12 protein-coding genes and 1 pseudogene are annotated in these 16,875 nt (G+C 48.6%); 4 read left to right on the forward strand and 9 right to left on the reverse strand.

Annotated features, from left to right (window positions below; all coding sequences use genetic code 11):
* Nucleotides 1-504: 504 nt before the first annotated feature.
* The 7 genes from Q9O24_10765 to Q9O24_10795 form a co-directional block, all read right to left on the reverse strand.
* The gene (locus tag Q9O24_10765; protein ID MDQ7075608.1) at nt 505-945 is read right to left on the reverse strand and encodes a hypothetical protein; all 441 of its coding nucleotides are present in this window, start codon (nt 943-945) and stop codon (nt 505-507) included.
* Between the two features lie 115 nt (nt 946-1,060).
* A complete protein-coding gene (locus tag Q9O24_10770; GenBank protein ID MDQ7075609.1) occupies nt 1,061-1,747 on the reverse strand; it encodes a GTPase in 687 nt (228 codons plus the stop codon).
* A gap of 1 nt (nt 1,748) precedes the next feature.
* A complete protein-coding gene (locus Q9O24_10775) occupies nt 1,749-2,705 on the reverse strand; it encodes a GTPase (GenBank protein ID MDQ7075610.1) in 957 nt (318 codons plus the stop codon).
* 399 nt (nt 2,706-3,104) lie between these two features.
* Complete coding sequence (locus tag Q9O24_10780) at nt 3,105-4,046, reverse strand: MBL fold metallo-hydrolase (protein MDQ7075611.1); 942 nt, start codon at nt 4,044-4,046, stop codon at nt 3,105-3,107.
* Between the two features lie 86 nt (nt 4,047-4,132).
* Nucleotides 4,133-4,798: a hypothetical protein gene (locus tag Q9O24_10785; protein MDQ7075612.1), complete on the reverse strand. Its 666-nt coding sequence runs from the start codon at nt 4,796-4,798 to the stop codon at nt 4,133-4,135.
* A 70-nt stretch (nt 4,799-4,868) separates the two neighbouring features.
* On the reverse strand, nt 4,869-6,713 hold the full coding sequence (locus Q9O24_10790; protein MDQ7075613.1) for an exodeoxyribonuclease V subunit gamma: 1,845 nt from the start codon (nt 6,711-6,713) through the stop codon (nt 4,869-4,871).
* Nucleotides 6,610-8,103 (reverse strand): exodeoxyribonuclease V subunit gamma, encoded by a 1,494-nt coding sequence (locus tag Q9O24_10795; protein MDQ7075614.1) that lies wholly within the window; start codon nt 8,101-8,103, stop codon nt 6,610-6,612. The genes Q9O24_10790 and Q9O24_10795 overlap by 104 nt, the downstream gene beginning before the upstream one ends.
* Nucleotides 8,104-8,252: 149 nt before the next feature.
* On the opposite strand from Q9O24_10795, the gene Q9O24_10800 reads away from it, so the two are divergent.
* The 4 genes and pseudogenes from Q9O24_10800 to serS all read left to right on the forward strand — a co-directional run bounded on the left by Q9O24_10800 (nt 8,253) and on the right by serS (nt 13,229).
* The gene (locus Q9O24_10800; protein ID MDQ7075615.1) at nt 8,253-9,749 is read left to right on the forward strand and encodes a hypothetical protein; all 1,497 of its coding nucleotides are present in this window, start codon (nt 8,253-8,255) and stop codon (nt 9,747-9,749) included.
* Between the two features lie 262 nt (nt 9,750-10,011).
* Nucleotides 10,012-11,463, forward strand: coding sequence for a hypothetical protein (locus Q9O24_10805; GenBank protein ID MDQ7075616.1), 1,452 nt, complete (start codon nt 10,012-10,014; stop codon nt 11,461-11,463).
* A gap of 65 nt (nt 11,464-11,528) precedes the next feature.
* A complete protein-coding gene (crcB, locus tag Q9O24_10810) occupies nt 11,529-11,900 on the forward strand; it encodes a fluoride efflux transporter CrcB (GenBank protein ID MDQ7075617.1) in 372 nt (123 codons plus the stop codon).
* 72 nt (nt 11,901-11,972) lie between these two features.
* Nucleotides 11,973-13,229 (forward strand): annotated as a pseudogene (gene serS, locus Q9O24_10815) (serine--tRNA ligase).
* 72 nt (nt 13,230-13,301) lie between these two features.
* On the opposite strand, the gene Q9O24_10820 reads toward serS, so the two are convergent.
* Both Q9O24_10820 and Q9O24_10825 read right to left on the reverse strand, forming a co-directional pair.
* Nucleotides 13,302-15,308, reverse strand: coding sequence for an ankyrin repeat domain-containing protein (locus Q9O24_10820; protein MDQ7075618.1), 2,007 nt, complete (start codon nt 15,306-15,308; stop codon nt 13,302-13,304).
* Nucleotides 15,295-16,626: an NAD(P)-binding domain-containing protein gene (locus Q9O24_10825; GenBank protein ID MDQ7075619.1), complete on the reverse strand. Its 1,332-nt coding sequence runs from the start codon at nt 16,624-16,626 to the stop codon at nt 15,295-15,297. Before Q9O24_10825 ends, Q9O24_10820 begins: the two co-directional genes overlap by 14 nt.
* Nucleotides 16,627-16,875 lie beyond the last annotated feature (249 nt).

A 16,875-nucleotide genomic window follows, 5' to 3' on the forward strand; every position in this document is an offset into this window, starting at 1 on the left:
ACTTACTCCATAAATCGTGGCGATTTTCTCCTCGGATTCACGGTCTCGGAAACTTTTTTCTGACGCTAAATTTACAGATAGAATAACAAGGAATAACAAGGAATAACAAGGAATAACAAGGCCAGTATAATCGATTTTATTTTCATAAATTTTCCTCCGAAAGTAATGTTATTTAGTTTCAAAAGACCTGCCATACTTCACAGCAGATTTTCTTACTTTTTCCAGATCAAGAAGAAGATCTTCGAAAAATTTTATTCCATCTTCTCCTTTGTATTTTAATGCAAGATATGATCTGTTTTCTGTGAATGATGGATCTGTAGGGTATCGTAACGCCTCGTATAATTTGTTTACTGTGAGGTTATTCATTTTGAGAAAGTCACTTAGTAAAGAAGGAAGTTGTCCAAGATGCGTATATTTTTTCAGAAAATTACAAATATCTTCTTCTTTTTGGTTGTCTTTAATAAACTCAGCACTAAGTCCTTCTATTGAGTGTTTTGCCTTTAATTAAAAACTATTGTCAAATTGCATCAAACCCTTTAGGAATAGCTCCAGTCCATGATAGAAATTAAATAAAACAGGGATGATTACTTGGTGGTCACTCCATGCTGTTTTTTTCTCATATTCTTCAATGGTTGCTTCATCATCTGATACAACTATCCATTCATTTTTTGACAAAATTATCTCTTGCAATGAATTTTGGACAAGTGAAAAGAATTGTAGAGATATTGTTAAAAATGATATTGCTGTGACGTATTCTTCTTTTTTCATATTTTCTCGACCTCTTTGCAGAGGATAACGGTTCTGCGGATAACCGGCGCGCCGTTGAAAATTTATTTTCATAAGGCTCGTCCGGTTCAGGCGCTTGATGGACTGCGCGCAGCGTCGGCCAGCAAGGGGATGGACATCCGCAGAACCGATGCAGTAGGCGCGGAGCGCCTGCTGCATCGCCTTGCTAACTTGCAGCTAACTCAGCCCAGTTTTTGTGTAATAATGAGCGATAGCGAATACACAAAAGCTGGGCTGAGTTAGCTGTCAATGTTGAGCAATTTGTTATGTTTTTTTAATTCATCATTAAATTTCTTTTTTTACTTGGCATATTATCAATTAATAAATCAAGTAAAAGATCAATATTATAGCCATGCTCAGCTGAATAATAGATTGGTTTTATAATATTAACTCCTGTTGCTTCTTTCACTCTATTTTGAATAGAATCTACTTGAGCCTCTAAAAAATCTTTCAATTTTTTCATGGGTTTATTATTATCATAATCCCAATGCCTACCTTTCATTGCCATATCAGCTTGATTTACAGCAACAAGTACTCTTTTTTTCTGAAAATTAGGAATAATTACTTCATTCAATAATTTATAGCTTGTTCCCATATCCCGATTAGAGCCTTCAATTATAATTAATACCATATCTATAAAGCCATGTTGCTTATCATCTACGGAGTAATCTTTATAAAGTAATTTAATTATATTTTTAGAGTGTTCACGGTCTTTTTCTATGCCATCCCCCAATCCTGGAGTATCCCATAAGCGGAAAGAACCATTTAAACAATAACTTGTTAAAGCCATCGTTTCAGGCTCAACACCTTTGCCAACTTTTGCAACTTCTTTTTGAAAAATACTATTTAAAGTTGTGGATTTTCCAGCCCCTGTAACACCAGTAACCATTACATCTAATGGATTAATCCCTATAATATTTAATTTAGTATCTAAATCAGATTTTCTGTAATTTCTAAACATCCTACCACCCAAATAAACTTTTCATACCACCCCATACTGCACCAGCTACAGACCCGACTGCTCGACCAATTGTTTCTCCAGCACTACCAAAAACACTACCAATTGTTCCACCTATATCAGCACCTTTAGTTGCATTTTCTTTGATACTCTCTAGAAAACTTTGTTTAATTTCTTTATTATAATCCTTAATTTCATCGCTATCTTCCCACATCTCTTTATCATCTGAAGTTGTATTCACATAAGCTAGCCGTTTTTCTGATGGCGTGTTTTTTACGATAAAATAGAGTAATTTAGATAAATTATAAGGTCGTTGAGCTTCTCCTTCCTCTTTAAATCCTGCTGAATAATAAATAGGCTCTATATTTACATCTGTTGCTTCTTGCACTCTATTTTTTACAGATTTAACTTTTTCTTCTAAAAATTCGACTAATTTAGGCTCTGGTTTATTTTTTTCAAAATCCCAGTACCTACCTTTCATCGCTACATCAGCTTGGTTAATAGCAATTAAAACCCTGTCTTTCGCATTTTTACCAAGGTTAGGAATAATTACAGAATTAATTAACTCGTAAGATGTACCTAAATCTCGACTCCCCCCATCAAGAATAATTAACACCAAATCAATTAATGGATCATTATTTTCATCCAGCTCATTAAGTTTTGAAATAATCCCCTTTGAATGTTTTATATCTTTTTCTTTACCATCACCTAAACCAGGACTATCCCATAAAATTAAATTATCTAGCTCATGTTTTTTAATTTCCATTGTTTCTGGGTCTACACCAATTCCAACTTTAGCAACATTCATATTAAACATTGCATTTATTGTTGAACTTTTACCACAGCCAGTAGCCCCAGTTATCATGAGGTTCACTTTTTTATTCTTTAAATTTAAGATGTTTTCAAAAAGTTTTTTCTTTGTGGCTTCATCTAAATTTGATGAATTGACATCATTTTCCATGTCTTTAAAAATATTGCTTTCTTTCAATTTAGTCTCCTTAACCTTTTATTAATCTACGAAACATAACGGTTCTGCGGATAACCGGCGCTCCGTTGAAAATTTATTTTCATAAGGCTCGTCCGGTTCAGGCGCTTGATGGACTGCGCGCAGCGTCGGCCAGCAAGGGGATGGACATCCGCAGAACCGATGCAGTAGGCGCGGAGCGCCTGCTGCATCTCTGTAATAAACGGCCACTGGCCGTTTATTTAGTTAACACGGCCAATTCTTAAAAACTGACTATCGCGTTAAAAACCAAATACTTACACGCCAACCCGAACAATATTGGCAAAAAAAAGTACGGCCATTGACGCTGTTATCAATCAAGCCTCAGAATAACAGAAAATAAATCTCTAAACAACTCTACTCAAACGCCGCCTGCTCATACTCCAAAGCCGCCAAAGAGATCTGTTTACCGAACTCCTCCTCAAACCCAGGCCAGTTGGCAAACGCTTGAAATTGAGGCAGTAACAAGGGTTTAATCTCAAAAGCACTCAAGCCCTCCTCCACCTGCTCGCCCACTTGCGTGTAAAGGTTGCTCAAATAATCACAAAAGGTCAGGGTCGAAGCCGCATCACCGCTGGGGCCATGCCCGGGCACAAACAGAGTTGCACCGCTGTTTTTGGCCGTTTCACACGCCGCAATGTTGCCCCTAAAACTGGCATCGTCCATCCGACCAATGCGCTGGTTTAAAATATTATCCCCCGTCACCAACAAACCGTCTTGCACCACCTTAATCATCGCATCGGTCTTGGTGTGCGCGTGCTCACTCAAGTAAACCTCAAAAGTCAGATTATCTACTTCAATTTTTTGAGCGTTTTTCAACACCTGCGTAGGAATCACCGCCTCGGTGCCTTTGGTTGCCCCTTCGGTCATGCTCAGCATCGCCTTCAACCACGACTCCGCCTCACCCTCGTGCGCCATTTTGATCATCTCAGGGTGGGCATAAAATTTCGCTTTAGGATAAGCCTGTTTAAACGCCTGATTACCCAACCAGTGATCGCCATGAACGTGACTGTTAAACACATGCGTCACCGGCTTATCGGTCAACTTACGAATCTGACGCAACACCATCTCTCCCGCTTGGCGACTCGAACCCGGATCCATCACCACCACACTCTTATCCGTCACCGTAAATGAGGGGTTGTTCATAAAACCTTGATTCTCTACCGAGGGCAAGCCAATGGGGCCATGAATCACCCACGTGTGCGCGCCTACTTTATCCGCTGGATAATTCCGCACCTCTGCCGCCATCACTTGACCGGCCAGCAACACCCCCAAACCCACACTCAACATCGTCTTCATAACACCCCCATTTGACAACGAAAAAACGAGCCATTATGGCCCGTTTTTCAATCCTGTGCTATTGGCACAAACACCTATAAAAAACCCTATTCGGCGTTCCAATCCGAGGGCGAAGCCCGATTAAAACGAGAGATCACCTTGCTCTCCCCTTTGAGCTGATAATAGGTATCTTGATAAATATTCCAGCGACAAAGATCAATCGGTGTCACCTCAGAGGCGTTAATGCTGCCCGTCGCACCCGCCACTTCCAAGCCTGCCGCCACCAGCTCCGAGCAGAAAAATTTGCTGAAATCCTCACGGTTATACCCCGGCCCTTTAATATCAAAGGGCAAATTATCCAAAGCATCAATCGCCGAACCAATCGCTTGCGGCATGTCGTAGGGTTTTTTCTCTTTGGCTTGTTTAAACAAGAAATCAAAAAAAGCCTTCTGCTTAAACCGCTGTTGACGCAGCTCAGCGGAGAGCGGCAACCACCAAATTTCCCCCTCGTACTCATCCAAACGATCACTCAGTCTAGACACACTCACTCCGCTAAACCCTCGAATGGTGGCCGACTCAATGATCTGATTAAAAAACCGACCGCTGTCGTCTTCTGGAATTTTTGTTTGCAGAATCGTCCCCACATGGGAGACGCTGGAAAACGTCGCCATTTTAATAATTTCAGAAAAATGACCTTTACCACCAAAGGCAATCACATCACCCGGTTGCATTAATTTTCTGGCATCCGTATACAACATCTGTTCTACAGGCATCGTCTTCTGTCCTTTTATAGTTTAATCCAACATCACTTACGATCTCATTATAGCTCACTCAAACAACAAATCACGTAAACTCAGCGACAGCAAAAATTGGCTGAAAAACCCTCTCCGCCAAGCCTTGAAACTCGGTATTGATCGGGTTGAATTTTTTAAACACCAACAGATGATACACATCGCTGGCCTCCGAAGGCGCTTGCCACTCATCAACCCACTTATTCCGACTCACCTGCAAAACCTCATCAGCAGACTTTGACTTTTTGCCATTTTTCTCTTTCTCCTGCTCTGCCAACATCGTCTCCATATAATGAAAGGCAAGATTTGGAAACAGGTTTAAAGGCATCCTTAAACCACCGGCAAACAGCTCCAACAAAGTCTCCAGCTGCACCTTCGCATCGGACAAAGCAGGAAAGATCACCTCACGATCCTCACACACAATATGCGAGACACGACACTGACCTGACCCCGCCACCAAATTCAAAATCAAATGTTGAATCCAACTCTCCAGCAACCGCTTGCCACTGAGCTTGCCAACAAAATAACGCTGCAACCCCCCTTCGGTTACACCCGACAACCACCCCGTTAAACCCACGCCGTTAACCTCTAAATTGACCTCCAGAGGCTCCAGTTCTGCTAACCGCCACTCTTTAAGATTCTGATAAAAAGACTCGACGCGCTCAAAACTGTGCTCAAAGGCCAGCTCACCGCTCAAACCGTGAGGCAAATTGCTGGCCGCCATTTGCAATGCCTGCACCTGCGCCTCATCTGCACCCGCTTGCCGTTGGCTCAACATCCGCTCACGCAGTTGGTATTGCTGCAAAGGATCAAGGTCAAACGGTTCTCGATCATCCCCTTCAGCCAGTGACAGCTCCAACTGAATGCCCAGACGATGCCGACAGAGAAAACGCACCGGATGACGGAAAAAACTCACCAACTGCGGCCAAGCCAACTGCGACCACTCATCGCCCAACTCCGCCAACGGCGCAGCAAAAAAGGCCATTTCTGACTCTGCTGCCTGTTGCAGATCCAGCAGCATCTCAGCGGCGTAGCTGAAAAGTTTTTCTTGCTGAGAAAAATAACGCGGGCTAAAAGGTTGCAGCGGGTGTTTTGTCACCAAATGCGACACCACATTAATCCCCTCTCCAACAACAAAACCGTGCTGCACATAATCCAGCAACTCATTGATCAGCACCGACGGCGGACGCGGTGTGTTTTGCCGAATGTCTTGGCCAACGTAACTGAGGTAAAACACATCCCGCGCCGAGATCAAGCTCTCTAAAAAAAGATAACGGTCATCGTCACGCCGTGAACGATCCCCACGGCGAAACTCTTTACTCATCAAGTCAAAACTGAGCGGCGTATTTCGACGTGGGTAATCGTCGTCGTTCATCCCCAGTAGGCAGATCACCCGCGCCGGAATGCTGCGCATCGGCACCATTGAACAAAACGTCACCTGACCACTGATAAAGCCCGCCGCACGCTGATTGCGCTCCAGCTCCGACAGCAAAAAGCGCCGCACCACCGCCAAGGATACCGCCTGTTCAAACTGCACATCAGCGGCGCTGCTCGACAGCTGCGCCAAGGCCTCCGAAAGCGCGTGGGCGTTCTGCTCGTTGTCGTCATCAATCACAAAAAAGTCTTCCAGCAACTGACGCAGACGCAGCTGCCACTCATCCACCACCAACACCTCAGCCAACTCGCTCTTCAACGCCACCAGTTGACGCATCAGTTTGGCCAGCGACCCCAACAGTTGCGCCGCTTCACCCTCAATTTCATCGTAAGGCAACAGACCGGCAAACAGATGCTGCTCACCGCCAGGCAGAGCGTAACCCAACACCATCCGCTCCAGCCCCGCCAACCAACTGTGCTGCTCCACCTCTGGCAGACCCCATCGCTCCTCGATCTGCACCATCAATGCCCCAACGCACCTGCGTCTCTTCCAGCCACTGCTGAATCTGCGGCAACTGATCGACACTGAAGCCAAAACGTTTTTGCAGCGCCTCGCTCTCCAACAGACTCAATAACAAACTCACCTCATAACGGGAGTTAACCAGATCCAACAGCAAGAAAAAATCATCCAGCAGCCGGTTTTCATCGGCGTAACTGCGATCCGCCAAGCTAAACGGAATGCGACGTTCATAGGGTGCGCTGGCAAATACCGCCTCGATTAAAGGGCCGTACTGCGCCATCAACGGCCCCATCACCATCACATCTCGGGGCTGCAAGGTGGGATCGTGCTCAAACAAGCGCAACAGTTGATCGTGCAGCACCTCCACCTCGCGCAGCGGCGAGTGGCAGCTGTGAATTTGCAGAGACAGATCCTCTTCGTCTATCACCTCTGCACCCTCTTCCAGAGGGCGATCTTGCAGTTCTAATATGTCTTGTTGCAGATGCCGCAGCAGGGTTGCCGGAACATCCTCCTCAAGCGGAGATTGATAACCCTCAAGTTGCATGGGATCAAAAGCCAACAGCTGATCAAAGGTGTCGCGCCCCTGCTTGCCCCACGAGGCCAGCAAGGTATTGCCGCGCTCAAGATAGAGCCGTTCACCGTCGCTGCGATTCAGCAAACGAGTCTCTGTTTTACGGTCGATGATGTCGCCCCAAAACTGCTCACAAGGATCGAGCAAAAACAGATGCACCTCCATCTTTTCGGAAAGCGCCTCAAACACCTGTAGATAAACCGGCGGCACCGCCGAAATGGAGAACAAAAACAATCGTTTGCCCAAACCGGCACGCTGAATCAGCTCTTCATTCAAATGCTCAAAAAAGTGCTGTTGCAGCTGCACCCGATGAGGGTTCTGTTCCAACTCCACCAGCGCGCGCCACAACTCTGCTTGCCAAAAACTCTCTTCACCGGCCTCCCACGCCATAATCCAGTCAGGGCGATAAACCAAATATTGATCGTAAAGATCAGCAATCCGCCAGGCCAATTGATAGAGCAGCAGATCATCGGCGTCCTGCAAATACTCTCGCAACGCCTCAAAACCAGGCTGTTGAATCTTCTCCGGCAGAAGCTGCATCAAACGCCAACTCATGTGCGCCGTATCCCAAGCTCGATTTTCCAATGATGCACTCTGGCTGGCCTGAAACAGTTTCCAAATCAAACTGGCGGGCAGCGGAAACTTGACGTTGGCACTGATCCCCAACCGCTCAGCTATCCACATGGAGAGCCAACGAGACATGCCGTTGCTCTGCACAATCACCGTTTCCGCCTGAAGAGATCTCTCTTTTGACTCACTCAACTGAGCACTTAATAGGTTTGCCAACTGCTCTAAACGATTACTGCGGTAAATTTTGATCATAAAGTAACCACTTTTGCGTGGTGAAAAGAAAAATTTCAGACATTTATCACAAAAACTGACAAAACATAACAACAGGTGCAAAAGTTCACGCTCAAGGAACCGTTATTGCTCAGTGTGTGGAAAGAACGCCAACTAAGAGCCTTAACAACATGAAAAAAAACCGTCGCATTACCCCCCTAACCCTGCTTTTCTGTTTCAGTCTCAGCTTGAGTCTGTTGTTGCTGGGCACAGCTCAAGCGAATAACAACCCATTTCAAAAAGTCATTCTAGATCACGAAGGCAATGCCTATGTGACGGATATTAACCGCTCTCGCATTGTAAAAATAGACGCCATCAACCAAAGTCAGCAGATCATCGCCGGTAACAACGTGGCGGGCTTTGAGGGCGATGGCGGACCGGCCACCGAAGCCAGCCTCTATGTGCCTGCCAGCCTTGTCTTTGATCTCTACGGCAATCTTTACATCGCCGATGCAGGCAACTCACGGATTCGCAAAGTGGATGCCGCCACGGGCATCATCAGCACCGTTGCCGGTAACGGCCAATTTGGTTTCAATGGCGATCATCAATACGCCCTCGATGCCCAGCTCAACATGCCCTACGACCTGCTCATTGACAACCAAAACAACCTCTACATTGCCGACAGCAACAACCACCGCATTCGCAAGTTCAATCTCGATAGCGGTGTCATCACCACCGTGGCAGGCAACGGCAACGCCGGTTTCAGCGGTGACGGTGGTTTAGCCACAGAAGCCAGCCTCAACTGGCCCGACGGCATTGCACTGGATGGAATGGGCAACCTCTACATCTCCGATGCCCTCAATCATCGGATTCGCAAAGTGGATGCAGCCACCGGCCTGATTCAGAGCCTCGATCAAGATCAAGCAGAACGGGTCAGCACTGAAACAGAAAGCACCTTTCAACTGCATTCAAAACAAAAATCTCCCCCACACACATCATCCTTTAAACACTCAACTGACAATGAAATTCAGCTTGTCCACTCTGCCTACAGTCAAACAACAGAAGCCACACAGACCTTCTACGCCTCTAACAGCCTGAACAGTCGCAGCCGAAAATTGGGGGTCACGGGCGACGATTTACCACCCAGCGGTGAGGTACAGATCAATAACGGCAGTGAAATCACCAACAGCCGTGCGGTGATTTTAAACCTACCTTGCCGTGATGATACCAGTGGTTGTGCCGAGGTACGCTTCAGCCATGACGAGCAACATTGGGGCGATTGGCAAACACACGATGACAATCTACTTTGGCGTTTGGCAGATAAAGAAGGCCAACAGACCCTCTACGCCCAATTTAAAGATCGTGCGGGCAATCTCTCTTCCAGCTCGCAGGCCAGCATCACGCTGGACCGTATGCCACCGCCAAACCCTTTTTTAGTCCAACCGGCCAATGGCTGGCTGAGTGGCAAGGGAAAAACCCGCATCGAGGGCTTTGCTGAACCTCACAGCACCATCGAGGTCTCTCTGGACAACCGCCCTTTGGCGCTGGTGAGCAGCGCCGTGGATGGCCATTGGTCTCTCGATACGGAACTGGATGATGCAGAACAGCACCACGTCACGGTGGTGGTCATTGATGTGGCAGGCAACCTCAACTCCGGCGCACTGCAATTGGCTGCAATGCAACCTTAACCCCCCATACCTTTATCACCTTTTCTGTAGCGAATTTAACAGGACTCTCCAGAACCTCATTTGCTACAGCACACATTGGCACAATAAAGTGTAATCACAACACCGCTAAAATTGTGCAGAAAAAAGATAAATTTCAGACATTTATCACAAAATAAGACAAAACAAATCGACTTAATCTGGGTCAACCTTGAAGATGCGACGTATTCGTTACCGTGCATGGAAGGCACACCAAACAACATCAAAAACACAAAGAATTCAGATCATGCCAAAAATAAATTTCCTAAAAAGTCTTCTCCTGCTTATCGGCCTTAGCCTCACCTTCTCACTGCACGCCGTAGAGTACACCCCCTTTCAAAAAGTGATTCTTGACTATGAAGGCAACGCTTACATCACCGACATCACCCGCTCACAGATTGTAAAAATCAGCGCGCTCGACGGCACCGCCGAAGTGATCGCAGGTAAGGGTCAAGTGGGGTTTTCCGGCGACGGTGGTCTGGCCACTGATGCGTGCCTCTATGTTCCCGCTAGCCTTGCCTTTGATCTCCACGGCAACCTTTACATCGCCGATGCAGGCAACTCGCGGATTCGAAAAGTGGACGCGGCCACGGGCATCATCAGCACCGTCGCCGGTAACGGCCAATTTGGTTTCAATGGCGATCATCAATACGCCCTCGACACTCAACTCAACATGCCCTATGACCTGCTGATCGACGGCCAAAATCTTTACATCGCCGACAGCAACAACCATCGCATTCGCAAATTCAATCTCGACAGCGGCATCATCACCACCGTAGCGGGCAACGGCAACGCCGGTTTCAGCGGTGACGGCGGTCTGGCCACAGAAGCCAGCCTCAACTGGCCCGACGGCATCTCACTGGATGCCATGGGCAATCTCTACATCTCCGATGCCCTCAATCATCGCATTCGTAAAGTCAACGCCGCCACCGGTCTGATCGAGAGCTTGAATGAGGAGCAAAGCGAGCAAGCCCGTCGTGAGAGCCATTCACAAACCCAATCTGCCGAATCAGATACGGCCGACACCTCCACCTCCTCCCTCTCAAAGAATGGAACTTATTCTGCTTATTTGACACTTTCTCCCGACTTCAAAGGCGGTAAACAGACGTTTTACGCCTCAAACAGCCTCAACAGCCGCAGCCTAAAATTAGGTGCAAGCGGAGATCGTGCGCCGCCCTCTGGCACAGTACGCATCAATCACGGCAGCGAGATAACCAATGATCGCTCCGTGCTGTTAACGCTTACGTGCCACGACGACCGCAGCGGCTGCGCCGAAGTACGCATCAGCTCTGACGAGCAACAGTGGAGCGACTGGCTACCCCATCATGGCAGCCTACTGTGGCAGCTGGAAGATCAAGAAGGTGAACAGTCCCTTTATGTGCAGTTTAAAGATCACGCGGGCAAAAGCGGTGCCAGCGCACAGACGCGCATTACGCTGGATCGCATCCCTCCCGCCCCCACTGTGTTGCTTCAGTCCGCAGACAGCGGGTTGATCGGCAAAGGGAAAAGCCGCATCAAAGGCGTTGCCGAGCCACACAGCAGCATCGAAATTTTACTCGACAACCGCCCTCTGGCCTTGATCAGCAGCTCCGCAGACGGTCGCTGGTCTCTCAACACAGAGCTGAGTAATGAACAGTGGCATCAACTTACCGTGGTGGTGATTGATCAAGCAGGCAATCGCAGTACCTCAGAAGGTTGACGCTACCACGTCGATGCGGATACTCTCCACCGTCCCCCTCAAAATATTCTGGTCTTTGGATCCCAATGAAACAACTGTTATTAATCGCCGTTGGCGGCGCTTTAGGCGCTGTTTCACGTTACGGTGTTTCCAACGGAGTCTACCATCTGATGGGGCGCGGCTTTCCTTACGGCACCTTGGTCGTCAACCTAATTGGCTCTTTTTTTATCGGCCTGCTTTCGGTCTGGTTTATCGAACGATTCAGCCTCTCCCCCGAATGGCGCGCCACGGTGATCATCGGCTTTCTCGGTGCCTTCACCACCTTCGCCACCTTCTCTTTTGAAACCCTAAACCTGCTGGAACAGAGCGCCTATCTGAAAGCGGGCTTGAACATGCTGCTCAGTGTCAGCACCTGCTTATTTGCCGTCTGGCTGGGCGTACTCACAGCGCGCCTCTAAGCGCCTGTTGGCAAGCCCCCCTATTCTGTACCATAATCGCCTCTTTCCATATCAGCCAGACGCCCGACTCCTATGCTTGATTCCAAACTGCTGCGCAACGATCTCAACCAGACCGCTCAACATCTGAGCAAAAAAGGCTATCAACTCGACACCGATGCCTTTAATCAACTGGAAACACAACGCAAATCACTGCAAATCCGCACTCAAGAGTTGCAAAGCGAGCGCAACAGCCGCTCAAAATCCATCGGCAAAGCCAAAGCCGCTGGTGAAGACATTAAACCGCTGCTGGCCGCAGTCGCCCAGTTGGGCGATGAGCTAAAAGCGAACGAACAACAACTGGCCGAACTGCAAGGAGAGCTGAACCAACTGTTGATGGGCATCCCCAATCTGCCCCACGAATCGGTACCCGAGGGCAAAGATGAAAGCGACAACCAAGAACTGCGCCTCTGGGGTGAGCCAAAAACCTTCGATTTTGAAGTCAAAGATCATGTTGATCTAGGCTTGCCCAACGGCTGGTTGGATTTTGAAGCGGGGGTGAAAATCGCCGGTTCGCGTTTTGTGGTCATGCGCGGAGCGATGGCACGTCTGCATCGCGCCCTGATCCAGTTTATGCTCGACAACCACGGCGATCACGGCTACGAAGAGGTCTATGTGCCTTATCTGGTCAACGGCGACAGCCTGCGCGGCACCGGTCAACTGCCCAAATTCGCCGAGGATCTCTTTGCCATCGGCGCTGACTCCGACTACTACCTCATCCCCACCGCCGAGGTGCCGGTGACCAACCTCATGCGCGATGAAATCGTAGAGGCCAAAAATCTGCCCATTCGTTACGTCTGTCACAGCCCTTGCTTTCGTTCTGAGGCCGGTTCCTACGGGCGCGATACCCGTGGCCTAATTCGCCAGCACCAGTTTGAAAAAGTGGAGATGGTGCAGTTGGTGCCTGCCAGCGAGTCGTGGCAAGCACTGGAAGAGCTGACCGGCCACGCCGAAGCCATTTTACAAAAATTGGATCTGCCCTATCGAGTGGTTAACCTCTGCGGTGGCGATCTCGGCTTTTCGGCGGCCAAAACCTACGATCTGGAAGTCTGGCTGCCTGGTCAGAACGCCTACCGTGAAATCTCTTCGTGCAGCAATTTCCTCGATTTTCAGACCCGCCGGATGCAGGCGCGCTGGCGCAACCCCAACAGCAAAAAACCCGAACTGTTACACAGCGTCAACGGCTCGGGTTTGGCCGTCGGTCGTACCTTGGTGGCGGTGTTGGAGAATTACCAGCAAGAAGACGGTTCGATTTTGGTACCAGAAGTATTGCAGAGTTACATGGGGGGGCTTGGCTGTTTTAGCGCCTTAAAAACGCAAAACGGCGACCAAGGTCGCCGTTCTATAAACCTAGCGAAACACGCGCTAGAAAATACCCAATATTTTCTGCTTAGAGGCAAACTCCTTCAGCATCTTCACCGTGCGCTTCTCCCCATGTTCTTCAGCCAAATCAACGGGCTTTTTCCGCTGTTTATTGCGCAAAGTGACCTTGGCTCCCGCCTGCAACAACATCCGTACCGAACCAGAGTGACCGCCGATCACAGCCAAATGCAGCGCCGTATTGCCCTCTTGATTGCGCAAATTCAGTTTGGCTTTCTTAGAGACCAAAATGGTCAACACTTTGTTGTAACCCGCACCAGCGGCCAACATCAACGAGGTGCTGCCTTTGGCGCTCTGATAATCCAACGTTGCCCCTGCGTCCAGTAACGCTTTTACCACCGCAGCTTGACCCAAGGCCGATGCCCGAGAAAGTGGCGTATGACCGTCTTTGGCTGCTTTATTGAGGCGAACTTTGTAAGCCAATAACTGCTTGACCGTCTTGGCATGACCCTCTTCAATGGCAAACCGCAACGGGCTACGACCACGACGATCCCGCGCCCGCACTCTGGCACCGGATTTAATCAAAGATTTCACAATGCTGGCATTACCCAAACGTGCCGCCCACATCAGCGCGGTCATGCCGTTCTTTTGGGTTTTATTCGGTGCCGCTTTGGCTTTCAGTAACTGATCAACCACCTTTTTGTGGCTGCCCTTGACCGCCTGAATCAGCGGTGTAGCTCCATCACTCTGCTGGGTATCCACTTTGGCTTTGGCTCTTAACAGCCGTTTCACCACCTTCGTATGCCCATTTTCAGCAGCCAACGCCAAAGGCGTACGCCCCTCTTTGGTGGCACTGTTAACCTGCGCGCCTTTTTTTAGCAGCACTCTGACAACGCTATCTTGCCCTTGCCAAGCGGCTCGACTGAGAGCCGTGTAGCCGTTTTTATCTTTACGATTAATCTTCGAGCCCTGCCGGAGTAAGGAAGCAACCAGTGCCGTCTGGCCACGCCAACTGGCCACCATCAAATTGCTCCAGCCGCTGTGCATGCCTTTTTCACGGCTGACGCCGGGTTTCAAATTCGCCACCCTGATCTTAGGCTTGCTTTTTACTTTTTCCAGCTTGGCACCTTTGGCCAACAATAACTGCAAGATTTTTTTCTTGCCTTTTACCTTAGCCAAATGCGCCGCGCTGCGTCCCTTTTCATCCTTCAGATTGACTTTGGCACGACTGGCCAAAAGGGTACTCACCATGTGGCGATCGCCCTTAACCACCGCCAACATCAACGGCGTGCTGCCGTTGTCATCCGCTTGATTGACTTTGGCACCGCTTTTCAACAAAGCGCTTAAAACCTCTCGATGACCTGCTTTGATGGCCAGATGCACCGACGTATCACCAAATTGATCTTTATGGTTACTGTTAGCACCCTTGCTCAACAACGCATCAACAATGCGTTTACTGCCCACCGCTGCCGCTTCACTCAAAGCAGTGCGACCAAATTTATCGGTTTTATTCGGGTTGGCTCCCTGCGCTAAAAGTTGATTAACACGTCCAGCATCACCAGACGCGGCAGCGGCGCGCAGCGCCACATCACGTTCACTGGAGGCCACTTTGACCCCTTCATCCCCCGCAGCAGCCATTTTCTTAAGCTTGTTTTTGGCCATGCGGTGGCCTTGATCGGCCGCCGCTTGCAACCAGCGCCGTTGCTGTGCTTTATCTTCTTCGGTACCCCAACCGTTGGCGTACATGCTGGCTAAATTGTATTGCGCCTTGACGTGTTTATTCTCTGCGGCTTTTTTCAACCAAAAAAATGATTTTTCGTGGTCCTTAGCAATGCCGCGCCCTGAACGCAGCAAATTGCCCAACTGATATTGCGCTTCGACGTTGCCGCCCCGTGCCAAGGGATAAAGCAATTTAACCGCCTTATCATAATCTCGCAGCCGAACCGCCGCTTTGACCTCATCCAAGGCCTCATCCGCCGCCATGCTCTGGCTAACAAAACCAGAACTCAGCAACAGAATAAAACTCAAAAGTAACGTATTAAGCCGTACCATGTTTGGTCTCCACCGTAATACCAATCTCTTTCAAAAAGGGGGTGGGTAAAATACCACCGGCATTCACAATCACCGCATCATTGGGCAATTTGATCACCTCACCCTGCTGATCAATCTGAATATCTTCTTTACCAATTTGTTTCACTGTTGAGTTCATCAACACCCTCAAACTGCCATTTTCTGCGGCGGCGGCCACCTTAAGACGGTTTTTCTCCTTGGCGCGACTGAAACCGCCACTTCGATAAGAGATCGTCACATCGGTACCCTCTTCCTCAGAGATGCTCACCGCCGCTTCCAGCGCACTGTCACCGCCGCCCACAATCACCACACTTTGACCTTTGTACTGCTCGGGATCCATGAGGCGATAAACCACCTTCGGCTGCTCTTCGCCCTCCACCCCCAGCTTGCGCGGTGTGCCCCTTCGACCGATGGCCAACAGTACGGTTTTGGTTTGATACGTGCCTTTGGAGGTTTTCACCTCATAGCCTTTATCCGTTTTGCTGATGCCATCGACCTTTTCGTGGTAACTGATCTGCATCCCTTGCTCTTTTTCAACCTTCTGCCAGAACGCCAACAGCGCCTCTTTACTGGTTTCGGTAAATTTTACCGACCCCACAATGGGCAACTTCACCGGAGCGGTCATGACCAACTTGCCACGAGGGAATTGAAACACCGTGCCACCCAACGAATCTTGATCGATGGTTTTGTGCCGCAAGCCTTTTTCCATTGCACCCAGAGTGGCAGAAAAACCTGCCGGTCCTGCGCCAACAATAACCACATCATAAACATCAGGGTCTTTGTTTTTCTTACCCACACCGGAAAAACCAGCAATCGACTCCATCGCTTGGCGTCCCTGCTCCACCGCATTTCGGATCAGCCCCATGCCACCCAGCTCACCGGCAATAAAAATGCCTTTCATATTGGTCTGGAAGTCGGAAGCCACCAACGGGATATCCAGTCCGCGCTTTTCAGTACCAAACACCAACTCAATCGCATCCATCGGACAGGAACGTTTACAGGCACCGTGGCCAATGCAATCCGTCGGAGAAACCAGATGCGCCTTACCTGAAATCAACCCTAAAACATGATGCAGCGGTTGTTCTGGACAGGCGTCCACACAGGAGCCGCAACCAATGCAAATATTCGGATTGATCAGCGGATGCAGCGAAGCCGGTTCCGTCATGCCCGCTTCTCTGGCCTCATCCCTGACCCGTACCGTTTTACGTTTTTTAAAATGACGCATCCCTAAGTACACCACCCAAATAAACAGCAAGGGCAGCGAATAAACCAACATAGCCAACGAGTTAGTGCTTTCCATAATGTCTTGACTCCCAAGTGCGATTGCTAAAAATGGCCTAAATATATACCATCCAGCGGCCTTACAGAGAAAAAGTTTCCCCATGATGTGATCTGTGTCATAGTCTCGACGGTGTCCCTTTCCTATTATAGTCAACACGTTGATATGTGATTAAAAACCTCAATATTAACAAAAACTTAAGCTTAATTTATAACGTGTTCAAGCCTATCCTACGGATCAGAATAAGCTTGCGCACCTTAACCATGATGT

The organism is Gammaproteobacteria bacterium (assembly GCA_030949385.1).
Lineage (GTDB): Bacteria > Pseudomonadota > Gammaproteobacteria > JAUZRS01 > JAUZRS01 > JAUZRS01.